The organism is Sideroxyarcus sp. TK5 (assembly GCF_054601595.1).
In genome coordinates this window covers 244,964-265,130 of record NZ_BAAHSJ010000004.1, presented here as the reverse complement: position 1 = coordinate 265,130, position 20,167 = coordinate 244,964, and the positions used below count along the sequence as shown (strand labels likewise).

Below are 20,167 nucleotides of genomic sequence, written 5' to 3'. Positions count from 1 at the left end.
CATCGCTGATGCCACGCGCCCAGAATCGACCTCATGTCGATTTGCCACCATCTTTTTGCCATGCTGCTTTTCAGTCTGACACCTATCGCACACGCTGAAGAACTCGGTGTCGTCGGGCCGACCTACGATATTGCCGAGCCGGATCTGCTGGAAGTCATCCAGTCGCGCCTCAATCGGATGGAGAAAAGCGGTGAGCTTGCTAGGAAGCAAGCCGAATACCGCGATCATGTCATTGGTGCAGTCGAGAAGCCAAAACCTGTCCCAGGTCTTAAGACGACAGCTGCCAAGCGCACTTATTTTATCGACCCAACATGGACGCTGGATCGGGACATCCGAAGTGCCGATGGCGCGCTTCTGTTCGCGCGCGGACAGAAGGTAAATCCACTGGATCACACATCTCTTCGCGAAAAGCTCGTCTTCTTTGATGGCAGGGATCGACGGCAGGTCTCCTTCGCCCGGCAGTTGTTGCGGAATCAGGATCGAGCAGTAAAGCCGATTATGGTTGCCGGTGAACCCTTGAATCTCATGCGCGACTGGAAGCGCCAGATTTTCTACGATCAGGGTGGAACGCTGGTTCGCCGTTTGGGCATTCATCAGGTGCCAGCCGTCGTGAATCAGGACGGGAAGAGGTTAAGGGTCGATGAAGTCCTTCCGTGAATTCGCGCTCCTCCTCATGCTCACCATCGCCGCTGGTGGGGCATCAACGCCAGCCTCTGCAACCGCGACCTGTACCGGCCGATTTGCGAACCCGATCACGGATATATGCTGGAGTTGCATGCTCCCTATCAGGTTTGGCGGCCTTGACCTGGTATCCATGGGGCAGGAAGACACAACCAATCCCGGCGGCTCCCCTGTTTGCATGTGCCCGGCGCAATTGCGGGTGGGGTTCAAGGTGAGCTTCTGGGAGCCGGTTCGTCGCGTGGATGTCGTGCGTCGTCCGTTTTGCATGACCAGTCTCGGTGGCGTTGAGCTGAATCCAGGGTTTGATGCGCCGCGAGGTTCGCGTTTCAGCCAGGACAGCACCTCCACCTCGTCCTTCTATCAGGTGCATTGGTATGTCGATCCGATCATCTTCTGGTTGGAAGCCATCTTCGACAATGCCTGTCTGGAGCAGAGTTCCTTCGACGTGGCCTACCTCACCGAGCTCGATCCAATGTGGCACGACGATGAACTGACGTTCATTTTCAATCCCGATGTCGCTCTGTTCGGCAATCTGTCGGCCCGTGCTGCCTGTGCCGCAGATTGCGTTGCGGCAACAGCAGGGTTTCCACTGAACACGTTGTTCTGGTGCGCGGGATGCCAAGGAAGCCTCTATCCACTTAACGGAAACGTGCAGGCACATATTGGCGGTGTCCAGGCATCTAGTCTGGAGATGACCCGCCTGATTGCGAAGATGCATCGTGAGGGGCTGATGTGGGCGGCATCTGGCGAGGATGGGCTCTGTGGCTATTACCCGCAGCCGATCATGGACAAGGCCGGCTACAAGTATCAGATGCTGTACCCGATCCCGCAGACGGCACAGATTGCTGGCAAATGCTGCCAGCCCTTGGGGCGATCGACGGTCCTGTGGGGGGCGGGCAAGGAATATCCTTTTGAAGGCGAAGACTTCGCCTACATGGTTTTTCGAAAACGCAACTGCTGCCAAGGGGCCTTTTGAAACCATGAATCAATATCGATGCGGCGTACTCATCGCAGCTTCAATTGCGTGTTCAGTGTCGAGCATTGCATGGGCGCAGGCTGTGCTGCCAGGCGATGGCGACATGCGCGTGGCGCGGCAACGTATGGAGGAGGCTCTTAAGGGGATGGGGCCAGCAAGAGTAGCGAATCCGTTGTCTGTGCCGAAAACTGACGCATTACCGAAGCCAGTAGCCAAGAGTCCGGATATTTCCCAGATTGCAGAGTCCTATCGCCATGCGTCTCCGCCAAGATCAGAAATGCCATCTGACATCCCTGAGCTGATGGTCTTCGTCTCGTTCTCGATGCCGAAGGAAGCGCTTGAGCGAATCGTCGCCCAGTCGGAAAAGTCGGGCGCCGTCCTCGTCCTTCGCGGTCTCAAAGGCAACTCCCTGAGCCGAATGGGGGAGGAACTGGCCGCTCTGGTCGGGAAGAGAAATGTCACAGCCATTATTCATCCCCCAGCCTTCAAACAGTTCAAGGTGGCTCAAGTACCGGCGTTGGTAATCGCCCGGTCCGGGCAAGCGACCAAGATTGGTGAGGACGGATGTGCTGCTCCGGCAAGCTATATCAAGGTTGATGGCGACGTTGGTCAGGACTACGCACTTGATCTCATCGAACGCCAAGCACCGAACTGGGCAGAAGCGGCAAGGCGCTATGCCGCAAGATTGGCTGGGTCTCGTCCGTGAGGTGCCTATTTGTCTGGTGCATGGTTTTCATGGCGACCGCGACCAACGCGGTAGCACAGGGCTACGACGCAGGTACGGCATTCACTGATGGCAGGGCGCTTGGATCAGGCTCGATCAATGGTGCCTTTCAGGGCATCGGTAGCGGGAATGCCGCGTCCATGGTTCCAGGTTACGGGCAGAGCGCCACGCAAACTCAGTTGTTCCAAGGCGGGCAGGGGCAGCTATCTGGACCCGGTGTCACCAAGGTTACGGACTGCGCTAGCCAGGTGCCGGATGCCGACGCCTATCGGCGGCAGGAGTGTGATGCAGTGAATTTTGTGGCACGCAACCCGAGCGTGAGGCCTGCCTTCTCGATTGATCGTGCCACCGATCCTCTGATAAGTCGTGCCAATTCCATCGCCAGCAACCCAACCTTGCAGATCACTGGCGTTAATATCGGGGCGACTACGGAGCAGTGCCGTGTGGTGACGGAGACGACGCCGGCGACGTTTTCGACAGAGGTCTGTACCGAGTACCGGCCCGTGAGCAGTAATTTCTGTTCGACTGCCCGCCAGATCGCCGTCGATCAACATCATCTGTACCAATGTGTCGAGCAGATGCAAACGCTCAGCGATGCCACCTGCTACATCGGTCGGCAGATTTCGGTGAACACCAGCTACAACTATCAATGCAACCAGACGGTGCAGGGATATGAAACGTTGAGCTGCCGGCGTGGAGTCTCGGCCACAGTCGGGTTTGGCCAATGCACGCCCGGCGCCTGGCTGGGAAGGGCCGCGTTCATGGATTGCAGCTGGTGCGTAGACCCGTACATGGCCATGAACATCTTCTGCGGAAGCGATGGCCGGTCGTATGTGGTGGAACCTTACCGATCCTACGATGGTGTGAATCGCTACGATTACAACTGGATCGGCTATCCATGGGACGGGAGTTACGGCCGGTTCCCGGTTGCGGTGGCTCCAGGGCAGTCGGTTACCGACTATTACGTCAGCAACCTCGGGTTCGGCTGCAATCTCTATGTGTATTTCAGCGTCAGCTGCAGCTCAACGACCTGCACGCCTTCAATGCGCAATGTCAGTTCCGGGTGCAATTCCTCAGGAGGAACTGGCACTGGGGCGCCACTCCAATTGCCGATGTCAAAAACTGTCAGCAGTTGGACATCCAATGAGTGCGCCACTCTGCAGCAGCGGGCACAGTAATGAGGGCACTGACGTTTGTAGCTCTTCTTCTCATGGCTTTCGTGGGCCAAGCGGTTGCCGGCGATTGTCGACTGGAAAGCTCGACCTGCGTTGATAGCACCCCAAGCAAGACAATATCTGGTGTTGTCGTGACATTGGCCGACGTAGGCGGCTGTTGGGAGCTCCAGGATAACTACACCTGCATCAAACCAGATTCGATTGATTACTGTTCGGCACTGACAGCGGCTGGCTGCGGACAAACCAGCTCGACCTGTAGCGATACCGCCTTCAATGGGACCTGCAATACGTACACGAAGACATTTAGGTGTGGCTCCAGCCAAGGAACCCCCACCAACACGGTCCGCTTGGATAACACCTACACGCTGGCGACGGATACCGCGAATACGAGCCAGTGCAGCAGCTATGCTCAAAATTCCCGCTGTCGCCTGGCGGCTCATACCTGTGTCGATTCGATGCCATGCAAGGCCGATCCCAGCGGGGCGACGGTGTGTCTGGCCGGTGTGACGCCGCCAGCGGGTGGACTCAACTCTACGGCTACATGCTGGCGCTATCAGGATGACTATTCCTGCATTGCCGAGAATCACATCGACTATTGCGCGGCCATCAAAGCAACCGAAGGGTGTGCGCTGGTCAGTTCGACCTGCGACAGCACGGCATTCGACGGGTCATGCAACCAATATACCCGACGGTATCAATGCACCAACGTTACGGCTTCGACGAGCACCCCAACGGTGGTTGAGCTGAATACGTCCTACACCATCACGTCGAACACACTGGATACCAGCCAGTGCAGCTCATTCGCACAAAGCACCAATTGCGTCCATGCCGCGACGACCTGCACCGATAGCACGCCTTGCAAAACGATCAATGGCCTACAGGTCTGCTTGACTACCGTATCACCATTGCCGGTCGATGCACAAAGCTCGGGGGATTCCTGCTGGGCTCGCTCTGAGGATTACACCTGTGCCGGCGCGACGCTGACCAACGATTGCCAGGAGCTGATTGATCGGGGTTGTACGCAGGTATCCTCCCAATGTATTGATCAGTTAGCTTCCGGAGCCTGTGACATGAGCGAAAGGACGTATTCATGTCAGACGTCCCCGGCATCACAGAGCCAGCGCACGGTATGCGATCAGCGATCATTTTGCCAAAGTGGAACCGGATGCTTCGACACCAGTAATCCTGCCGATCAGGATTTTGGGAAAGCAATGGCATCGATGGAGGCGGCGCGCGAGGCAGGCGTTTATGGTGCAGATCAACGACTGTTTAAGGGCGTAGGGGAACAGTGCCGTAAGAAGCTCTTTGGCCTGGTGAATTGTTGCAAGAAGGGTGGGGGCGGTGCTGCCAGAAGCAACAATGTACTGATGTCCACCATGATTCAGGGCGCTTTTGCCGGTGGTCAGATGGCGATCAATGCGGGCAGCAAATACATGTTCGACTTCATGTACCCCCAGTACTCCGGCTATATCGAAGCCGGTGCCCAGGCAATGATTTCGTCGGAGGTGCTTTTTACGCCAACAGATTTTCAGCCGTCGTTCAGCTTTTATGGAATGACATTTTCCACGGGAGCAGTGACCAGCGGCCTGCTCGGTGGCCCCGTCTATTCGCTCGGATCGCTGGGTAGTTTCAATTTGTATTTCGATCCCTATTCTCTGGCGGCGGCAGTGGCAATTCAATTGATCTCGGAGCTTCTGTCGTGCGAGCAATCCGAGCAGCTTCTGGCGATGCACAGGGATGCCAACCTATGCGTTCATGTCGGGTCATTCTGCTCTGCGCGTGTGCCAATTATTAAAACCTGTATCGAGCAGACAGAATCGTATTGCTGCTTCAACTCCCGCCTGGCTCGGATCATCAATGAACAAGGCAGGGGACAGGTGGGTAAAGGATGGGGTAGTGCCGAGGGGCCAGACTGCTCTGGATTCACCACGGCGGAGTTTGAGCAACTCGATTTTTCTCGCATCGACATGAGCGAATTCGTCCAGGAAATCACCGCCAGTGTGCGTGTACCAAGTGCTTCGTCTTTCGGGCAGAACGTCCAAAGCACCGTCCAGCAACGCGTCAACAACTACTACAACCCATGAACCGATCTACGAAAGCACTCACGATGGCTCTCTGCTTTTTCGCGCTTCTCGCGAGCAAGGATATTCTTGCGGCGGATTTGAAACAGCATCTGATCGCAGCGATTGATGCACCCAATGGCCAGTCCGACGGAGAGTTGAGTGGGTCAATAGCTGAATTTTTCAAGGCACAGACACGTTCCTCTGCCCCCGTGATGGTTCATGTCAGGACGGTAAAGAAATTTGCCGAAGCGGGATGTGCTCGCCTGCAAGCGACCTTGATGCAGGATGCGGTGCCAACCCAGGACGGAAAGCTGATTCCGTTTGCAGTCCGCTACGAACTCAACCTGTGCCGTGACGGACAGCCGCCGACCGAAGGGATCGACCTCGATGCGGCATCACGGGCGCTTTCGCACAATCAACCCATTCAGAAATGAGATAAGATTCATTTTTCCATAAACAACCAACCGGGGAGAAACTCAATGAACAAATCCGATCTGATCGAAGCGCTGGCTACCAAAGCTGATTTGTCCAAGGCGGCCGCTGGCCGTGCCTTGGATGTTCTGATTAACGAGATTGTAACGGCTGTTGCCAAGGGCGATTCGGTAGCCCTGGTTGGCTTCGGCACGTTCAAGCCGGCAGCACGCAAGGCGCGCGAAGGCAAGAACCCGAGAACCGGCGAGAAGCTCAAGATCGCGGCGACGACGGTGCCCAAGTTTGCTGCCGGCGCCACCTTCAAACAGGCCGTTGCCAGCAAGGGTAAAGCCAAGAAGAAATAAACAGCACGGGAGCAATACCCGGCTGAATAATCAACGAGCGTTGAGTTTTTCTTGCATTTAGGGCCAATGCAAGGCAAAATTCAACGCTCGTTTATCTTTTGGGGGGCTTATGGCACACAGAGAGGTTGCTGTCTCCTCTGTCGCCGAGTTGGGGAAAATACTTCGTGCGGTTCGAAAGGAATCTGGACTGACCCAGCGCGATGCTGCGGCGCTGTGCAATGTCAGCCTGCCTTTCCTCAACGGACTGGAGCAAGGAAAGCCCACGGCCCAGATCGGGAAGGTATTGTCCGTCTGCAACCGTTTCGGCATTGATGTCAGTCTGAAACTGCCGGGTGAAACGGCATGAGCGCCTTGATTGTCTCGACCAACGGGATACCGGTCGGAGCCTTGGATGTCGAGAAAGGGCAGTGGAGATTTGCCTACGCGACCGGGTGGAAAGATTACGCGCTTTCGCCAAACTTCCCGATTGCCACCCAGAAATACGAAGACACTGCAAACGACAAGCCGGTCGAGTGGTTCTTCGAGAACCTGTTGCCCGAAGGCCGACTGCGCGATCTGATCGCCACGCGAGACAGGATAGATCCTCGTGATACATGGGCGCTTCTGGTCAGACATGGGCAGGACACCGCAGGGGCGCTTTCGCTGATTCCGGAAGGACTCGCGGCAGCGACACAGGAAATCCTGGCACCACTTTCAAAAGAGGCTCTACAGGAAAAGATCAAGGCATCCAGAGCGCGCAACCTTCCCCTGATGGCGTCATGGGACGAAATCCGCATGTCCCTGGCGGGCGCCCAGGAAAAACTCGGGCTGCATATTGACACCAATGGCGCAATGTTCCTCCCGGAAGGTTCGGCGCCATCAACCCATATTGTCAAGCCGGAAAATGCCAGCGCAGATTTCCCGCATTGTCCGGCCAACGAATTTTTCTGCATGCGTCTGGCTCAGGAGCTGAAGGTTCCAGTACCTGCGGTTGGATTGCTGCATCTCCCCGAGCCGCTGTATATCATCGAGCGATTTGACCGGGAGCCTTTGGAGAAGAGCGAGGAGAAGGGTGCTGCATGGGCATTCAGGAGGATTCACCAGATAGACCTGTGCCAGGCGATAGGAGTGGCGCCGTCGAAGAAATATGAGAGCGAAGGCGGCTTGGGTTTGCACCACCTGTTTGGTGTGCTGCAAGGCGGCTTCATGGATCGCCCCATCGTAGCTGCCAACGCCGTTGTCCAGTGGGTTGCTTTCAACTACCTGATCGGAAATCTGGATGCACACGCAAAAAATATTGCCTTCCTGATGCGCGGCCACAAAGCTGCGGTGGCGCCGTTCTACGACATGCTCTGTGTGGAAGCGTATCTGCCCAGGCAGACCATGGCCATGTCAATCGCCGGAGAGAACAAGCCAGGCTGGATAGAGGGGCATCATTGGGATGCGATGGCCTATGAGGCCGGTGTGGCGCCAAGGCTCGTCCGCAGCGTTTTGTCGCGCATGAGCGCGGATTTGCCGGAAGCGATTTCCAGGGTGATCGGCGATGAAAGGCTGCTGCCAACCGAACAGGATTTTCTGCGAGAGAAAGTGCTTTCCGTCATCGAAGATCGAAGAGGCTTCGTTGCCGATGCGCTCAAGACCAGGCAGTCTACAATCGCTGAACTATTGACGAAGCGGGAATTTGATCCGTCGGTAACGGAGCGGTTGTCCAAGATTTCCTGATGTGTAGTGATGGGTTGGTCAGCGGCAAGTATTGAGGAAAAAATGATTGAGGCACCTATCAGCACTCCACCGCAAGCGTACATGGACATCATCAGTTCGCAGATAGACAAAGCGCGGGGTCTTCTGGAGGCTGGCGAAAAGCTTCAGCCGTTCGCCTTAGTTGGCAACCTGACTACCAAGGAAATCATTCCAGTGATGATACAGCCGGGCAGCGGCGAGGACAAAGACCAGTCTGCGCGAATCATCCAGTCAGCGGCGTTGGCATTGGATGCTGATTTCGTGTTCACGATCATGGAAGCATGGTCGCTTCGGCCAGACAAAATACCGCAGATGAACGCGATCCTTGAAAAATACGGAAGCATCGGCGCATCACCCTACGCGATAGATGTATGTTCCCTCGCACTGGAAACACGACGTGGTGTGTGGGTCGCGCAGCAGCAGATAAAGCACAAGGGAATTTCCAAGAAGAAACGGACAATTGGGGTAGTCGAGTTTCGCTATTTCACGGAAGCTCAAGGTAGATTTATGCATCTGCTGCCAAAGAGAGAAGACGATGAACTACCGACAATTTTACATTGAGGGTTGAAGCATGAACCGGTCCGATCTCATCAATCGTTTAGCCGAACTGCATCCGCAACTACTCGCCAAGGATGCTGACCTTGCCGTTAAAGTGATTCTGGATGCCATGTCCGAGGCGCTGTCACATGGAGGGCGTATCGAGATTCGGTGCTTCGGTAGTTTTGGTCTGAATTTCCGGCCCCCACGTCTGGGGCGAAATCCCAAGACCGGTGAAAAGGTGAAAGTGCCGGCCAAATATATGCCGCATTTCAAAACGGGTAAGGAGTTGCGTGAGCGCGTTATCCTTGCCGCAGGGAAATGATATAAAGCTTTGAAGCAGGGCGTGCGTCAGGAAGCGGGTTGAGATTCCACAAAGCGCTTATTCCAGGCCGCAGCAGACAATGCCTCTGTTTGACCAATAGGCCCCGTCGCACGGCACCCCATACACTCCACCATCCATCCGTTGATATCCACTTCAAGAGATTTGGTGTGTTGGCTACCGCAGAACGGACACGGGGCGAGATTGTTCATGGTTTCTTCGCTGGTTTGTCATCAGTATATGAAAATATGGAACGATGCGCTCGATCTCAATGATGGCGTTACCACTCCGTCACCCCCTTTGAGGGGATACGTTTCTGGAAAAGGATGCGCCCTCGTCGGCTTGCTGGCGAAGGCCATCAAGGTAGCTGGCCAGTTCGTTGATATGAACATACCGGCGACGGTCTCGAAGTATGGTGGGTATCGGGAAGACGCCTTTGCTGATCTGGTTGTGAGCAGTTCTGGGATTGATGCCGATTTCCTGTGCCGCAGCAGCGAGAGGGAGCAGCAATCCGCCGTGCCGGCTAGTCAGAAGGGCGAGGCTATCTTGGTGTTCAGTGGCGTGCATCCGATTCTTTCGCAATCATGGTTGTTCATCGTACCTCCACGCAAAAAAACAAGAGGTTGAAATGCGTCCTCCGAGTGCACATTTCAGCTCCGAATAATTTTGTGACATCCCTATGATTCCTGAATGGCCTATATCTTTCGATAGGCCATTTTCAAGACACAAGTCATTCCGTATCTGAAACGAGATTTGGGATTGATGTATGTGAATCGTGGGCTTCATAGAGATGAATACCTTTGACGTGGTTCGCGCTGCTGCCGGAGGAATGGCGGTGGTGCCAGAAAAGCAGGCAGGTGAGATTGTTGGTGGAATCTCGGTAAAGACTCTAAGAAACCTTAGAGCCGAAGGAAAAGAACTGCTCCCAACTATTGAGATTGGCGGTCGCCGGTATGTCTGTATCTCTGATATTGCTGAATTCATTGACCGGCGACGCCCCAAATCAATTCCTGTAGCATCATCGACTCCAACACTTCAAGCTGATCCGCCACCAAGACGGGTCGGTCGTCCCAAAAAATCCGAGTTACGCAAAGCGATGGATTTGCCTAATCGTGCTGGCAGATAGGCTACGGACTGGAACTAAATTAGCCACGTATCCACCGCGAACGCGGTACAAACAATCATCAGACAGTCCATATTGGTAGACTCAAAAATTGAGAGTCGGGATTGCTTACGTCAATTCAGAGACAAAACGGGGACAGTTGCGTGGGGATGCAGCGGGACATTCGGGGACAAAACGGGGACACTGACAGAGGAATATTTAAAATTATCCACAGGAAAGTGCCCGATAATCGATAAAGTTGGCGTGTGATTATTATAAATAATAAGCCCGTAACGCATTGAGCTATATGGGCTTTTATTGAATAACTGGCGGAGAGGGGGGGATTCGAACCCCCGTTGGGATATTATCCCAAACACGCTTTCCAGGCGTGCGACTTAAACCGCTCATCCACCTCTCCGGAAGGGCGCGCAGAATAAACTAGAACGGCTTGCGAGGCAAACGGAATTGATCATGCCATCGGAGCAAGGCCGCGAATACGCTGGCCGGACTGTCATCAGCCAGCCCGTGAGCCTCCAGCATCTCTATCAGTCCCGCCCGGTCGACGCGAAGGAATGGGTTGGTCGCCTTCTCCAAAGCGATGGTGAACGGCACGGTCGGTCTGCCCTCTGCGCGCAGCTCCCGTGTATCTGCCATGCGTTGCCGGATGGCGGTATTGTCGGGTTCGCTATGCACGGCGAAGGCCAGCGTGTACTCGGTGTATTCGTGCGCGCAATAGACCAGCGTCTCGTCCGGCAAGCCGGCCAGACGCTGCAGGGACCGATATAGCTGTTCGGGAGTACCCTCGAAGTTCTTGCCGCACCCGGCTCCGAACAGGATGTCGCCGCTGAAGACTGCGCCCGGGGTGACATAGGCGATGTGGTCGACCAGATGCCCAGGCAACTCCCATATCTCGAATTCGGCCGGGATATCCTGCAACGCCAGCCTGTCCTGTTCCTGCAAGGGATGGGTGATGTGCGGATTGTTCGGATGGCTTCGTCCGTACACCGGCACGTTATATACTCCGCGCAGTTCCGCGATGCCGCCCACATGGTCACGATGTCGATGGGTACAGAGGATGGCGGTCAACCGCAAACCGTTCGAGCGCAGGAATTCGAGCACCGGCTCCGCCTCGCCGGGATCGACGATGACGACCGTGTCTGACTGGCCGTGGATGGCCCAGATATAGTTGTCTTCCAGTGCGGGGATGGGCGTGATTTTCAACATGATGGGTCTGCAGGTCCGATGCCGAATTCTAAAGTAATCACGAAGAGTCTGAGTGAATGGTTCGCCACGGAGCAGGGCGGCTATGTGCTGACACGCGAGCAGGCCTATTTCGACCATACAGTGAGTGACATCTTCGGCTTCAACGCGCTGCAGATCGGTGTACCCGGTCAGGACTTCCTGCGCAACAGCCGCATGCCGCTGCGCTTCACGGCCGGCAACCACACGGGCAACGACGTGCGCCTGATCTGTTCCGAACTGCCTTTTGACAGCGCCAGCCTGGATCTGGTGCTGATGCCTCATGTGCTGGAATTCTCCGACAATCCGCACCAGATCATCCGCGAAGTGGAGCGCGTGCTGATGCCGGAAGGCAATCTCATCATCAGCGGTTTCAATCCTTATAGCCTGTGGGGATTGCACCGCAAGCTCGGGCGCAAGCAAGGCTATCCATGGGATGCCCGTTTCATCGGCTTGCCCCGCTTGAAGGACTGGCTGGCGCTGCTGGGATTCGAAGTGGTCGGCGGCCGTTTCGCCGCCTATGCGCCGCCGTTCCGGCAAAAGAAGTGGCTGGAGCGCTCAGCATTCATGGAAAAGGCGGGCGACAGATGGTGGGCGGTCGGTGGCGGGGTCTATTTCCTGCATGCGGTGAAACGCGTGCCCGGCATGCGCCTGATCAAACCCAAATGGAACGAAGGCTTGGTGCGTAAACTGATGCCGGCCTCTCCCAAACTGAATAAAGGAACACAGAAGCGTGGAACAGATGAGTGATGTGGTGGATGTCTTCAGCGATGGTGCCTGCAAGGGCAATCCAGGTGTCGGCGGCTGGGGCGTGCTGTTGCGCGCCAAGGGCAAGGAGCGGGAATTGTGTGGCGGCGAAGCGCACACCACCAACAACCGCATGGAATTGATGGCCGCCATCGCGGCGCTGGAAACGTTGACGCGCCCCTGCAAGGTGCGCCTGCACACCGATTCGAAATATGTGCTGCAAGGTATCACCGAATGGCTGCCGGGCTGGAAGCAGCGCGGCTGGAAGACCGCCAGCAAACAGCCGGTGAAGAACGAAGACCTGTGGCGTCGTCTGGACGATGCCGTGACCCGTCACCACATCGAGTGGGTATGGGTCAAAGGCCATGCGGGCCACGAAGGCAACGAGCGCGCCGACGCGCTGGCCAATCGCGGCATCGAGACATTGAGGGAGCAGGCATGAGACAGGTAGTGCTGGATACGGAAACGACCGGACTGGACCCGAAGCAGGGCCACCGCATCATCGAAGTCGCGGCCATCGAACTGGACGGGCGCAAGTTGTCGGGACGCACCTTCCACCGCTATATCAATCCGGAACGAGAGATCGACGAAGGCGCCGCCGCCGTGCACGGCCTGACGCTGGACCGTTTGCAGGACGAGCCCAAGTTCGCCGAGATCGCACCGGCCTTGCTGGAATTCATCGCCGGCGCGGAGCTGATCATCCACAATGCGCCGTTCGATATCGGCTTCCTCAATGCCGAGTTGGCACTGGCCGGTCTGCCGAAACTGGACAACCCGGTTCTCGATACCCTGAAGGTTGCCAAAGAGCTGCATCCGGGCAAGAAGAACAATCTGAATGCACTGTGTGATCGTTATCAGATCGACAACTCGCACCGTACCTTGCACGGTGCATTGCTGGATACGGAGCTGCTGGCCGAAGTCTATCTCGGCATGACGCGCGGGCAGGGGAGCCTGCTGGGAGAAGACACCGTGAACACCGAGACCCCACGTGACAGCCAGCGCACCGAACGCATCTCAGCATCTGTACGCGTCTTGCTCGCCAGCGAAGAAGAACTGTCTCAGCATGAAGCGCAACTAGGCGACATCGACAAGGCCAGCAAGGGTGCCTGCATCTGGCGTCAGCTGGAAATGCCGGGATGAGCGCCGGATCGCCTGTTGCAACGGACGTCCTGATCATCGGTGCCGGTGCGGCGGGTTTGATGTGTGCGTTGACCGCCGCCCAGCGCGGCCGCACCGTGGTATTGCTCGATCACAACAACAAGCTGGCCGAGAAGATCCGCATATCAGGTGGCGGCCGTTGCAACTTCACCAACCTGAACGTCAAGCCGGACAACTACCTTTCGTACAATCCGCACTTCTGCCGTTCCGCGCTGGCCCGATTCACACCGCAGCACTTCATCTCACTGCTGGAGAAGCACGGCATCAGATATCACGAGAAGACGCTCGGCCAATTGTTCTGCGACGATGGATCGGAAGCCATAATCGACATGCTCAGATCCGAATGCGATGCCGCCGGGGTGCGCTGGGCCATGCCGTGCACAGTCGGACAGATAAATCATGGGGAAGGTTTCAGTGTGCAGACCTCGCACGGCCTCTACCGAACCAGTTCACTGGTCGTCGCCACCGGCGGACTTTCCATCCCCAAGATCGGCGCGACCCCCTTCGGCTACAAGGTGGCCGAGCAATTCAACCTGCCCGTGACCAAGCTGAAACCCGGACTGGTGCCGCTCAGTTTCCATCCGGAAGCCTGGGCCGTCTATGCCGACCTGTCCGGGGTGTCGTTGGATGCGATCGTCGGATTCGGCAAGCAGAGCTTCCGCGAGAACCTGCTGTTCACCCATCGCGGCCTGAGCGGCCCGGCTATCCTGCAGATATCTTCCTACTGGGAGCCGGGGCAGCCGCTATCTATCGATCTGCTGCCCGATCATGACCTGCACGCCATATTTATGGAACAACGCACCAACAGGATGCTGCTGGCCAACTTCCTGACGCAGTATCTGCCCAAGCGCCTGGCAGAGATCATCGCCACGCATTGGAGCGAGAACCTCCCGGTCAATCAGCATTCTTCCAAACAGCTCGCCGCCTTGGCAGACAAGATCAAGGGCTGGCAGATCACACCTAGTGGCACTCTGGGTTATGGCAAGGCGGAGGTGACCTGCGGCGGCGTGGACACCCGCGCCTTGTCCTCCAAGAGCATGGAATGCAACGACGTGGCGGGGCTGTATTTCATCGGCGAAGTGGTGGACGTCACCGGACAGCTCGGCGGCTACAACTTCCAGTGGGCATGGGCTTCCGGACATGCTGCGGGACTCGCCGCGTAGGGAGGAGAGGACATGGCGGTAGAAACCGAACTCAAACTGCACATCTCACCCGACCGGCTGCAACGTCTGAAGCGTCACCCGCTCCTGCGCAGCCACACTGTCGGGCGCGCGCGCGTGCTCAAGCTGTACAGCATCTACTACGACACTGCCGATCTGGCCTTGCAGCGCAATGCCATGGCCTTGCGCCTGCGCCGCGTCGGCAAGCAGTGGCTGCAGACCCTGAAGGGCGGCGGGCGATCGAGCGCCGGACTGCACCAGCGCAACGAATGGGAGACGCCCGTCCCCGCAGAGCGGTTGGATCTGGAGGCCCTCAAACTCATCGGCGGCAAACTCCCGCACGGCGCACGCAACCATCTGCAGGCGGTCTTTGTCACCGATTTCACGCGCAATGTACATCTGCTCGATTTCGAAGGCGCCCGGATCGAACTGTGCATGGACAGTGGCGAGATACGTGCCGGACAGAGTATGTGCCCCATCTCGGAACTGGAGCTCGAACTCATATCCGGTGCGCCGCAAAAGTTGTTCAAGCTGGCACTCGCGCTGATCGAGGTCGTGCCGTTGGAAGTCGAACACACCAGCAAGGCCGAATATGGTTACCGCCTTTTCTCCGCCTCCGGGCCAGCGGTAAGCAAGGGCAAGTTCGCCGCATTGACGCCGTCCCAGGGTGTCGGCAGCGCTCTTCAGGCCTTGGTCGCATCCTGCCTGTCGCATATACAGGCTAATGTGCCCGGGGCATTGCTGAAGCTGGACGAGGAATATCTGCATCAGATTCGTGTCGGCCTGCGCCGATTGCGCGTGGTGCTGTCGGTGGCCAGACGTTTCCAGCCCGAACCGGAACTGGATGTCTTGTATGGTGAGGTATCCGGGTTGTGCATCGAGCTGGGCCGCGCCCGCGATTGGGACGTGTTCGTCACGCAGACCCTGGCACCGATCTGCGCCCGCTTGCCCGAGCATGAAGGCTTGCGTGACTTGCTGGGCACCTGCGAGCGGATGCGTCGCAAACAGCATGCCGGCGTGGAAAATAGCTTGGCCTCACAGGATTTCCAGCGTCTGTTATTGCGTTTCGGCGTATGGCTGCATCATGACAAGGCAGAAAGTCCCAAGCCTATGCTTGAAAAGTTCGTCCGCAAGATACTCGAGAAACGCAGCAGACAAGTCATGGTGGTAGGGGATGCGCTATCCAACAAGGTGCCGGCACAGTTCCATGCCCTGCGTATCACCTGCAAGAAACTGCGCTACAGCCTGGAGATGTTCGGCAGCCTCCTGCCGCAGCACAAGTACAACGCCTATCTGGACAGGTTGACCGTCTTGCAAGACATTCTGGGCACCATGCACGACATCTCTGTCGCGCATCGGCTGCTTGATGAATTGGAGAATACATCCCGGCACGATACACTCGCGCTGGTACGGGGCTGGATGGAGCACGACTATGCCGAGCACATCACCCTGTTCAACAGGAACTGGGCCGGTTTCGCGAAACAGACAAAGTGCTGGTAAAGGCTCCGCAAGGGGAGAGTATCTTGAAGACAGGAAAGGCCATACAACGATGAGCAAGAAACCAACGAACCTGCGTGTCCCGGTCACACAGGGCTTGAAAGACATCTACGCGATGGATATGCACCTGCCATACCAGGCGGCATGCGAAGGCCGCTTCAGCGTGACGGCTTTCGGCCGCTTGGCCGCCGCGATCTCGGTCGTGCGTACCGCGCTGGTACAAAAGAACACCCGGATACCCGGGGCCATCGAGGCGCTGGACAAGGCGGTCGAAACACTGTCGATGGTGCGTGCACGCGGCGACAGTACCGATGTATGGGAGATCAGGGAGGATGAACGACCCAGTGTGGTGTCGGGGATCGAAGTCGCGGAGGAGTGCATCGGCGTGCTCGATGTAGCCTTGCTCGAACAAAGTGCTGCCATGCTGATGAGCTTGATGGCCGACACCTCCGGTGACCAGGTGACCAGCTGATTCAGGAAGGGGGAGTGGAGGCGCGACCCAGAGTCGAACTGGGCTCTACGGATTTGCAATCCGGTGCATAACCGCTTTGCTATCGCGCCGTGTGGCAAGAAGCACAACTTAAAAGCACGGGAAAGCAATTTGTGCTTTCCCGGAAATTTGGAGCGGGAAACGAGACTCGAACTCGCGACCTATACCTTGGCAAGGTATCGCTCTACCAACTGAGCTATTCCCGCAGAAGAGAAGGTGCGCATTATATGGTGAAAGATTTTTGTGTCAACACAGATACGAAAAAATTTCACACTTTCTCGCATCGAAATCCGCGTATGTATAATGCGCGCCCCATCGGCATCATATGAATCCTAGCTGATTCAGCGCGTCGCCAGCCCGGATGGTGAAACTGGTAGACACAACGGACTTAAAATCCGTCGGGAGGAAACTCCTGTGCCGGTTCGATTCCGGCTCCGGGCACCAAACAAAAAGTGGTTTCAGAATCCGATACTTGAATATTTTTCTACGCGTACCCCATTTTGCCCATGCGTGGCGGGGATTTGCGGCAATCCAACATTTTTTTGGCCTATATATTTTTTCCTGTTGCAAAAGCTCACAATATCTAGAACAATCCGCCTCGGAGTTGATTCCACCCGATAACCAAAGGAGAAACGTATGAACCGTAAAGAACTGATTGATGCACTTTCCGCAAAGACAGGCAGCAGCAAGGCTGACGCAGATCGCAACATCGCAGCACTGATCGAAATCATCACCGGCGCACTGAAGAAGGGCGACAACGTTGCATTGGTTGGCTTCGGCACGTTCGAAGTTCGCAAGCGCGCAGCACGTACAGGCCGCAATCCTGCTACCGGCGCAGAGCTGAAGATCAAAGCTTCCAAGGCACCTGCATTCAAGGCAGGCGCTACGCTGAAGGCAGCTGTGAACGGCGGCAAGAAGTAATCACTCCAAAAGACAATGCGATCCTGATGTTCCCATCAGGATCGCACTTGTAGGAATTAAAAAAGGTTGAATCTTTCGATTCAACCTTTTTTGTTTATTGCTTGTTTCCTAGAGCCGACGCGGATCACGTTTGTCCCTGTATGCCAGTCCGGCAAGCCTTGCGCTATCGCATGATGCAATGAGTTCGGGCGTTATGCGCCACTCCCAGTTCCCGCTTCCGGTCCCTGGCAAATTCATGCGATGTGCACTGTCCAGCCCCAGCACATCCTGCAACGGGAAGATCACTGCATTGGCAACCGAAGCCGAAAGCGCGCCCATCATCACCCAGTTGATCTCCTGCCCATCCGTGCGCAGATAGCTTTGCGCGAATTCCCGCTCGTGAGTCGATGCCCTATGCCACCAGCCGATGCTGGTATCGTTGTCGTGCGTACCGGTATAGGCAACCGCATTCGCCGTGTAGTGATGTGGCAGGAAATAGTTGCGTTCGTCTTCACCGAAAGCGAACTGCAGGATGCGCATGCCGGGCAGATTGAACTTGTCACGCAGGGCGATCACCTCGGCCGTGATCAGTCCCAGGTCTTCGGCGATGATGGGAAGTTCCTTGAACGCACCGAGTAGCGCTTCGAAGAGCGCCTCACCCGGGCCCGGCATCCACTGCCCGTCGATGGCATTCGGTGCCCCTGCAGGGATGGCCCAGTAATCGGCGAAGCCGCGGAAATGATCGACTCGCACCAGATCGAACAGATTGAATGCGTGGCGCAAGCGCGCGATCCACCACCCATACCCGGACGCTTGGTGGGCAGCCCAGCGATAGAGCGGATTTCCCCACAGCTGGCCGGTCGCACTGAAGTAGTCGGGCGGCACGCCCGCCACGACAGTGCATCGGCCACGTTCATCCAGCTCGAACAGTTCCTGGTGCGCCCATACATCGGCACTCTGGTATGCCACGAAGATGGGCACATCCCCCACCAGATACACACCACGCTCGTTGGCGTACTTCCTTAGCGCCTTCCACTGCGTATCGAAGCACCATTGGCTGAATTTCCAAAATGCGATCTCGCCGGCATGTTGCCTGGCCGCTTTGCTCAGTGCCTTGGGATCGCGTTTGACCAACTCGTCCGGCCATTCAGACCAGTCGCGCCATGACTCGTGTGCCCATAGTGCCTTGAACATCGCGAAGTCATCCAGCCAATGTTTCTCACGTTCGCAGAAGTCCTCATAGGCATCTCCCATGCGCTTGCCCGGCTGGGCGAAGAACCGGCCGGCCGCCAATCTCAGCAGGCCGGTCTTGAAGGCGATGACAGCCGGATAGTCGACGCGGCTTCCCGAGAAAGTGAGCGGGGCGACCAGCTCGTCCGGCGTCAGCCATTTGTGTTCTTCCAGTGCATGCAGATCGACCAGCATGAGATTACCGGCAAAGGCTGAACTGCTCATGTAGGGGGAATTGCCGGGGCCGACCTCACCCAAGGGCAACATCTGCCAGAGGGACTGGCCGGTCTGTTCCAGCCAATCGACGAAGCGATACGCTTCCTGACCAAAATCCCCGCAACCGTGAGGGCCCGGAAGGGAAGTGGGATGCAGCAGAATGCCGCTGGAGCGGATGGATAATGGATTCAACTTGTTTACTCGTTGTTGTGTTCCGCCTGAACGCATGCTACCAGCTTTCGAAACGGTAATATCCTTGTTGCATATCCGGCTATCAATCCTTTCCGAACAGGTCGCGGCTATAGACCTTGTCTGCCACGTCGCGGATATCGTCGGTGATACGGTTGGCAACGATGACATCAGCCTCTTTCTTGAACTGAGCCAGGTCGTTCACCACGCGAGAATGGAAGAAGCTCGCTTCCTTCAACGCCGGCTCGTACACGATGACCTCGATACCCTTGGCCTTGATGCGCTTCATGATCCCCTGGATGCTGCTCGATCGGAAATTGTCCGAGCCAGCCTTCATCACCAGCCTGTGGATCCCCACCACGTTGGGCTTGCGCTTAAGGATGTCGAAGGCGATGAAATCCTTGCGGGTGGTGTTAGCCTCGACGATGGCGTGGATCAGGTTCTGCGGCACATCGCTGTAGTTCGCCAGCAGCTGCTTGGTGTCCTTGGGCAGGCAGTAACCGCCGTAGCCGAATGAAGGATTGTTGTAATGGTCGCCGATGCGCGGATCGAGGCTGACCCCCTGGATGATTTGCCGCGTATCCAGCCCGTGCGTGGCAGCATAGGTGTCCAGTTCGTTGAAGTAGGCCACGCGCATCGCCAGGTAGGTGTTGGCGAACAGCTTGATCGCTTCGGCCTCGGTGGAATCGGTGAATAGGGTGGGGATGTCCTGCTTCACAGCGCCCTGCTTGAGCAGGTTGGCAAAGGTCTCGGCACGCTGGGAGCGTTCGCCGATGACGATGCGCGAGGGATGCAGGTTGTCGAACAGCGCGCGGCCTTCGCGCAGGAATTCGGGCGAGAAGATCAGGTTATCGCAGTGGAACTGTTCGCGCGCCTTGACGGTGTAGCCTACCGGGATGGTGGATTTGATGATCATCACCGCCTTTGGGTTGATCGCCATTACGTCCTGAATCACCGCCTCGATGGAGCGCGTGTTGAAGTAATTGGTCTCGGGATCGTAATCGGTCGGCGTGGCGATGATCACATAGTCGGCACCGCTATAGGCGTCTGCCTTGTCCAGCGTGGCGCGGAAGTTCAGTGTCTTGTGCTGCAGGTACTCCTCGATCTCGACATCTTCGATGGGCGACTGCTTGCGGTTGAGCATCGCCACCTTCTCGGGGAGGATGTCGAGCGCGACGACTTCGTTATGCTGGGCCAACAGGATGGCATTGGAGAGTCCGACGTAGCCGGTGCCGGCGATAGCGATCTTCATAGGTGGAAATCCGG

The 20,167-nt window shown here is 56.7% G+C and carries 24 protein-coding genes and 4 tRNA genes; 21 read left to right on the top strand and 7 right to left on the bottom strand.

Features of this window, described 5'->3' with window-relative positions:
• The first annotated feature begins 33 nt into the window (after window positions 1-33).
• The 11 genes from traW to ACYPYQ_RS09285 all read left to right on the top strand — a co-directional run bounded on the left by traW (window position 34) and on the right by ACYPYQ_RS09285 (window position 8,976).
• The gene (gene traW, locus ACYPYQ_RS09335) at window positions 34-657 is read left to right on the top strand and encodes a type-F conjugative transfer system protein TraW (protein ID WP_459723363.1); all 624 of its coding nucleotides are present in this window, start codon (window positions 34-36) and stop codon (window positions 655-657) included.
• On the top strand, window positions 641-1,657 hold the full coding sequence (traU, locus tag ACYPYQ_RS09330) for a conjugal transfer pilus assembly protein TraU (RefSeq protein ID WP_459723360.1): 1,017 nt from the start codon (window positions 641-643) through the stop codon (window positions 1,655-1,657). The genes traW and traU overlap by 17 nt, the downstream gene beginning before the upstream one ends.
• Window positions 1,593-2,363, top strand: coding sequence for a type-F conjugative transfer system pilin assembly protein TrbC (gene trbC, locus ACYPYQ_RS09325; protein ID WP_459723358.1), 771 nt, complete (start codon window positions 1,593-1,595; stop codon window positions 2,361-2,363). Before traU ends, trbC begins: the two co-directional genes overlap by 65 nt.
• Window positions 2,364-2,392: 29 nt before the next feature.
• On the top strand, window positions 2,393-3,559 hold the full coding sequence (locus tag ACYPYQ_RS09320) for a hypothetical protein (RefSeq protein ID WP_459723355.1): 1,167 nt from the start codon (window positions 2,393-2,395) through the stop codon (window positions 3,557-3,559).
• A complete protein-coding gene (locus ACYPYQ_RS09315; RefSeq protein ID WP_459723352.1) occupies window positions 3,559-5,640 on the top strand; it encodes a conjugal transfer protein TraN in 2,082 nt (693 codons plus the stop codon). The genes ACYPYQ_RS09320 and ACYPYQ_RS09315 overlap by 1 nt, the downstream gene beginning before the upstream one ends.
• Before the next feature lie 23 nt (window positions 5,641-5,663).
• Entirely contained in the window at window positions 5,664-6,053 is a 390-nt protein-coding gene (locus ACYPYQ_RS09310) for a hypothetical protein (RefSeq protein WP_459723350.1), read from the top strand.
• A 45-nt stretch (window positions 6,054-6,098) separates the two neighbouring features.
• Entirely contained in the window at window positions 6,099-6,395 is a 297-nt protein-coding gene (locus tag ACYPYQ_RS09305) for an HU family DNA-binding protein (RefSeq protein WP_459723348.1), read from the top strand.
• A 109-nt stretch (window positions 6,396-6,504) separates the two neighbouring features.
• Window positions 6,505-6,741, top strand: a complete 237-nt coding sequence (locus tag ACYPYQ_RS09300; protein ID WP_459723346.1) for a helix-turn-helix domain-containing protein — start codon at window positions 6,505-6,507, stop codon at window positions 6,739-6,741.
• On the top strand, window positions 6,738-8,096 hold the full coding sequence (locus ACYPYQ_RS09295) for a HipA domain-containing protein (RefSeq protein ID WP_459723343.1): 1,359 nt from the start codon (window positions 6,738-6,740) through the stop codon (window positions 8,094-8,096). The genes ACYPYQ_RS09300 and ACYPYQ_RS09295 overlap by 4 nt, the downstream gene beginning before the upstream one ends.
• A gap of 81 nt (window positions 8,097-8,177) precedes the next feature.
• Complete coding sequence (locus ACYPYQ_RS09290) at window positions 8,178-8,675, top strand: hypothetical protein (RefSeq protein WP_459723341.1); 498 nt, start codon at window positions 8,178-8,180, stop codon at window positions 8,673-8,675.
• A 10-nt stretch (window positions 8,676-8,685) separates the two neighbouring features.
• Window positions 8,686-8,976 (top strand): integration host factor subunit beta, encoded by a 291-nt coding sequence (locus ACYPYQ_RS09285; RefSeq protein WP_459723338.1) that lies wholly within the window; start codon window positions 8,686-8,688, stop codon window positions 8,974-8,976.
• A 26-nt stretch (window positions 8,977-9,002) separates the two neighbouring features.
• Here the strand turns inward: ACYPYQ_RS09285 and ACYPYQ_RS09280 are convergent, their stop codons facing one another.
• On the bottom strand, window positions 9,003-9,185 hold the full coding sequence (locus tag ACYPYQ_RS09280) for a Lar family restriction alleviation protein (protein ID WP_459723336.1): 183 nt from the start codon (window positions 9,183-9,185) through the stop codon (window positions 9,003-9,005).
• On the opposite strand from ACYPYQ_RS09280, the gene ACYPYQ_RS09275 reads away from it, so the two are divergent.
• Window positions 9,184-9,600, top strand: a complete 417-nt coding sequence (locus tag ACYPYQ_RS09275; protein ID WP_459723333.1) for a hypothetical protein — start codon at window positions 9,184-9,186, stop codon at window positions 9,598-9,600. The genes ACYPYQ_RS09280 and ACYPYQ_RS09275 overlap by 2 nt on opposite strands.
• A gap of 163 nt (window positions 9,601-9,763) precedes the next feature.
• Entirely contained in the window at window positions 9,764-10,099 is a 336-nt protein-coding gene (locus ACYPYQ_RS09270; protein ID WP_459723331.1) for a helix-turn-helix domain-containing protein, read from the top strand.
• 303 nt (window positions 10,100-10,402) lie between these two features.
• Here the strand turns inward: ACYPYQ_RS09270 and ACYPYQ_RS09265 are convergent.
• Both ACYPYQ_RS09265 and gloB read right to left on the bottom strand, forming a co-directional pair.
• Window positions 10,403-10,493 (bottom strand) — tRNA-Ser (locus tag ACYPYQ_RS09265).
• 20 nt (window positions 10,494-10,513) lie between these two features.
• On the bottom strand, window positions 10,514-11,299 hold the full coding sequence (gene gloB, locus ACYPYQ_RS09260; protein ID WP_459723328.1) for a hydroxyacylglutathione hydrolase: 786 nt from the start codon (window positions 11,297-11,299) through the stop codon (window positions 10,514-10,516).
• 18 nt (window positions 11,300-11,317) lie between these two features.
• Between gloB and ACYPYQ_RS09255 the strand changes: the two genes are divergently transcribed.
• From ACYPYQ_RS09255 to ACYPYQ_RS09230, 6 genes are read left to right on the top strand one after another with little or no spacing between them, the layout of a single operon-like run.
• The gene (locus tag ACYPYQ_RS09255; protein WP_459723325.1) at window positions 11,318-12,064 is read left to right on the top strand and encodes a class I SAM-dependent methyltransferase; all 747 of its coding nucleotides are present in this window, start codon (window positions 11,318-11,320) and stop codon (window positions 12,062-12,064) included.
• Window positions 12,057-12,503, top strand: a complete 447-nt coding sequence (gene rnhA / locus ACYPYQ_RS09250) for a ribonuclease HI (protein WP_459723446.1) — start codon at window positions 12,057-12,059, stop codon at window positions 12,501-12,503. The genes ACYPYQ_RS09255 and rnhA overlap by 8 nt, the downstream gene beginning before the upstream one ends.
• On the top strand, window positions 12,500-13,201 hold the full coding sequence (dnaQ, locus tag ACYPYQ_RS09245; RefSeq protein WP_459723321.1) for a DNA polymerase III subunit epsilon: 702 nt from the start codon (window positions 12,500-12,502) through the stop codon (window positions 13,199-13,201). Before rnhA ends, dnaQ begins: the two co-directional genes overlap by 4 nt.
• Window positions 13,198-14,382, top strand: coding sequence for a BaiN/RdsA family NAD(P)/FAD-dependent oxidoreductase (locus ACYPYQ_RS09240; RefSeq protein ID WP_459723317.1), 1,185 nt, complete (start codon window positions 13,198-13,200; stop codon window positions 14,380-14,382). Before dnaQ ends, ACYPYQ_RS09240 begins: the two co-directional genes overlap by 4 nt.
• Before the next feature lie 12 nt (window positions 14,383-14,394).
• Window positions 14,395-15,879: a CYTH and CHAD domain-containing protein gene (locus ACYPYQ_RS09235; RefSeq protein ID WP_459723314.1), complete on the top strand. Its 1,485-nt coding sequence runs from the start codon at window positions 14,395-14,397 to the stop codon at window positions 15,877-15,879.
• 49 nt (window positions 15,880-15,928) lie between these two features.
• Complete coding sequence (locus ACYPYQ_RS09230) at window positions 15,929-16,348, top strand: hypothetical protein (RefSeq protein WP_459723310.1); 420 nt, start codon at window positions 15,929-15,931, stop codon at window positions 16,346-16,348.
• Window positions 16,349-16,363: 15 nt separating this feature from the next.
• On the opposite strand, the gene ACYPYQ_RS09225 is transcribed toward ACYPYQ_RS09230, so the two are convergent.
• Window positions 16,364-16,437 (bottom strand) — tRNA-Cys (locus ACYPYQ_RS09225).
• 59 nt (window positions 16,438-16,496) lie between these two features.
• A tRNA-Gly gene (locus ACYPYQ_RS09220) sits at window positions 16,497-16,572 on the bottom strand.
• A 149-nt stretch (window positions 16,573-16,721) separates the two neighbouring features.
• Here ACYPYQ_RS09220 and ACYPYQ_RS09215 point away from each other — a divergent pair.
• Together ACYPYQ_RS09215 and ACYPYQ_RS09210 are read left to right on the top strand one after the other, a co-directional pair.
• Window positions 16,722-16,810 (top strand) — tRNA-Leu (locus ACYPYQ_RS09215).
• Window positions 16,811-17,002: 192 nt separating this feature from the next.
• A complete protein-coding gene (locus tag ACYPYQ_RS09210; protein ID WP_459723306.1) occupies window positions 17,003-17,287 on the top strand; it encodes an HU family DNA-binding protein in 285 nt (94 codons plus the stop codon).
• A 108-nt stretch (window positions 17,288-17,395) separates the two neighbouring features.
• Here the strand turns inward: ACYPYQ_RS09210 and malQ are convergent, their stop codons facing one another.
• Window positions 17,396-18,904 carry a 4-alpha-glucanotransferase gene (malQ, locus tag ACYPYQ_RS09205; protein WP_459723302.1) on the bottom strand — a complete coding sequence of 503 codons (1,509 nt, stop codon included), beginning with the start codon at window positions 18,902-18,904 and terminating at the stop codon, window positions 17,396-17,398.
• Window positions 18,905-18,986: 82 nt separating this feature from the next.
• A complete protein-coding gene (locus tag ACYPYQ_RS09200) occupies window positions 18,987-20,153 on the bottom strand; it encodes a nucleotide sugar dehydrogenase (protein ID WP_459723299.1) in 1,167 nt (388 codons plus the stop codon).
• Window positions 20,154-20,167 lie beyond the last annotated feature (14 nt).

Bases quoted from the DNA above. Each gene is read 5' to 3' on its own strand.
- ACYPYQ_RS09240 (WP_459723317.1), top strand. From the start codon at position 13,198: ATGAGCGCCGGATCGCCTGTTGCAACGGACGTCCTGATCATCGGTGCC.
- ACYPYQ_RS09300 (WP_459723346.1), top strand. From the start codon at position 6,505: ATGGCACACAGAGAGGTTGCTGTCTCCTCTGTCGCCGAGTTGGGGAAA.
- ACYPYQ_RS09210 (WP_459723306.1), top strand. From the start codon at position 17,003: ATGAACCGTAAAGAACTGATTGATGCACTTTCCGCAAAGACAGGCAGC.
- ACYPYQ_RS09310 (WP_459723350.1), top strand. From the start codon at position 5,664: ATGGCTCTCTGCTTTTTCGCGCTTCTCGCGAGCAAGGATATTCTTGCG.
- ACYPYQ_RS09320 (WP_459723355.1), top strand. From the start codon at position 2,393: ATGGCGACCGCGACCAACGCGGTAGCACAGGGCTACGACGCAGGTACG.
- ACYPYQ_RS09305 (WP_459723348.1), top strand. From the start codon at position 6,099: ATGAACAAATCCGATCTGATCGAAGCGCTGGCTACCAAAGCTGATTTG.
- ACYPYQ_RS09270 (WP_459723331.1), top strand. From the start codon at position 9,764: ATGAATACCTTTGACGTGGTTCGCGCTGCTGCCGGAGGAATGGCGGTG.
- ACYPYQ_RS09280 (WP_459723336.1), bottom strand. From the start codon at position 9,185: ATGAACAATCTCGCCCCGTGTCCGTTCTGCGGTAGCCAACACACCAAA.
- gloB (WP_459723328.1), bottom strand. From the start codon at position 11,299: ATGTTGAAAATCACGCCCATCCCCGCACTGGAAGACAACTATATCTGG.
- ACYPYQ_RS09275 (WP_459723333.1), top strand. From the start codon at position 9,184: ATGGTTTCTTCGCTGGTTTGTCATCAGTATATGAAAATATGGAACGAT.
- ACYPYQ_RS09255 (WP_459723325.1), top strand. From the start codon at position 11,318: ATGCCGAATTCTAAAGTAATCACGAAGAGTCTGAGTGAATGGTTCGCC.
- ACYPYQ_RS09295 (WP_459723343.1), top strand. From the start codon at position 6,738: ATGAGCGCCTTGATTGTCTCGACCAACGGGATACCGGTCGGAGCCTTG.
- traU (WP_459723360.1), top strand. From the start codon at position 641: ATGAAGTCCTTCCGTGAATTCGCGCTCCTCCTCATGCTCACCATCGCC.
- rnhA (WP_459723446.1), top strand. From the start codon at position 12,057: ATGAGTGATGTGGTGGATGTCTTCAGCGATGGTGCCTGCAAGGGCAAT.
- ACYPYQ_RS09290 (WP_459723341.1), top strand. From the start codon at position 8,178: ATGGACATCATCAGTTCGCAGATAGACAAAGCGCGGGGTCTTCTGGAG.
- ACYPYQ_RS09235 (WP_459723314.1), top strand. From the start codon at position 14,395: ATGGCGGTAGAAACCGAACTCAAACTGCACATCTCACCCGACCGGCTG.
- dnaQ (WP_459723321.1), top strand. From the start codon at position 12,500: ATGAGACAGGTAGTGCTGGATACGGAAACGACCGGACTGGACCCGAAG.
- ACYPYQ_RS09230 (WP_459723310.1), top strand. From the start codon at position 15,929: ATGAGCAAGAAACCAACGAACCTGCGTGTCCCGGTCACACAGGGCTTG.
- ACYPYQ_RS09315 (WP_459723352.1), top strand. From the start codon at position 3,559: ATGAGGGCACTGACGTTTGTAGCTCTTCTTCTCATGGCTTTCGTGGGC.
- traW (WP_459723363.1), top strand. From the start codon at position 34: ATGTCGATTTGCCACCATCTTTTTGCCATGCTGCTTTTCAGTCTGACA.
- ACYPYQ_RS09200 (WP_459723299.1), bottom strand. From the start codon at position 20,153: ATGAAGATCGCTATCGCCGGCACCGGCTACGTCGGACTCTCCAATGCC.
- ACYPYQ_RS09285 (WP_459723338.1), top strand. From the start codon at position 8,686: ATGAACCGGTCCGATCTCATCAATCGTTTAGCCGAACTGCATCCGCAA.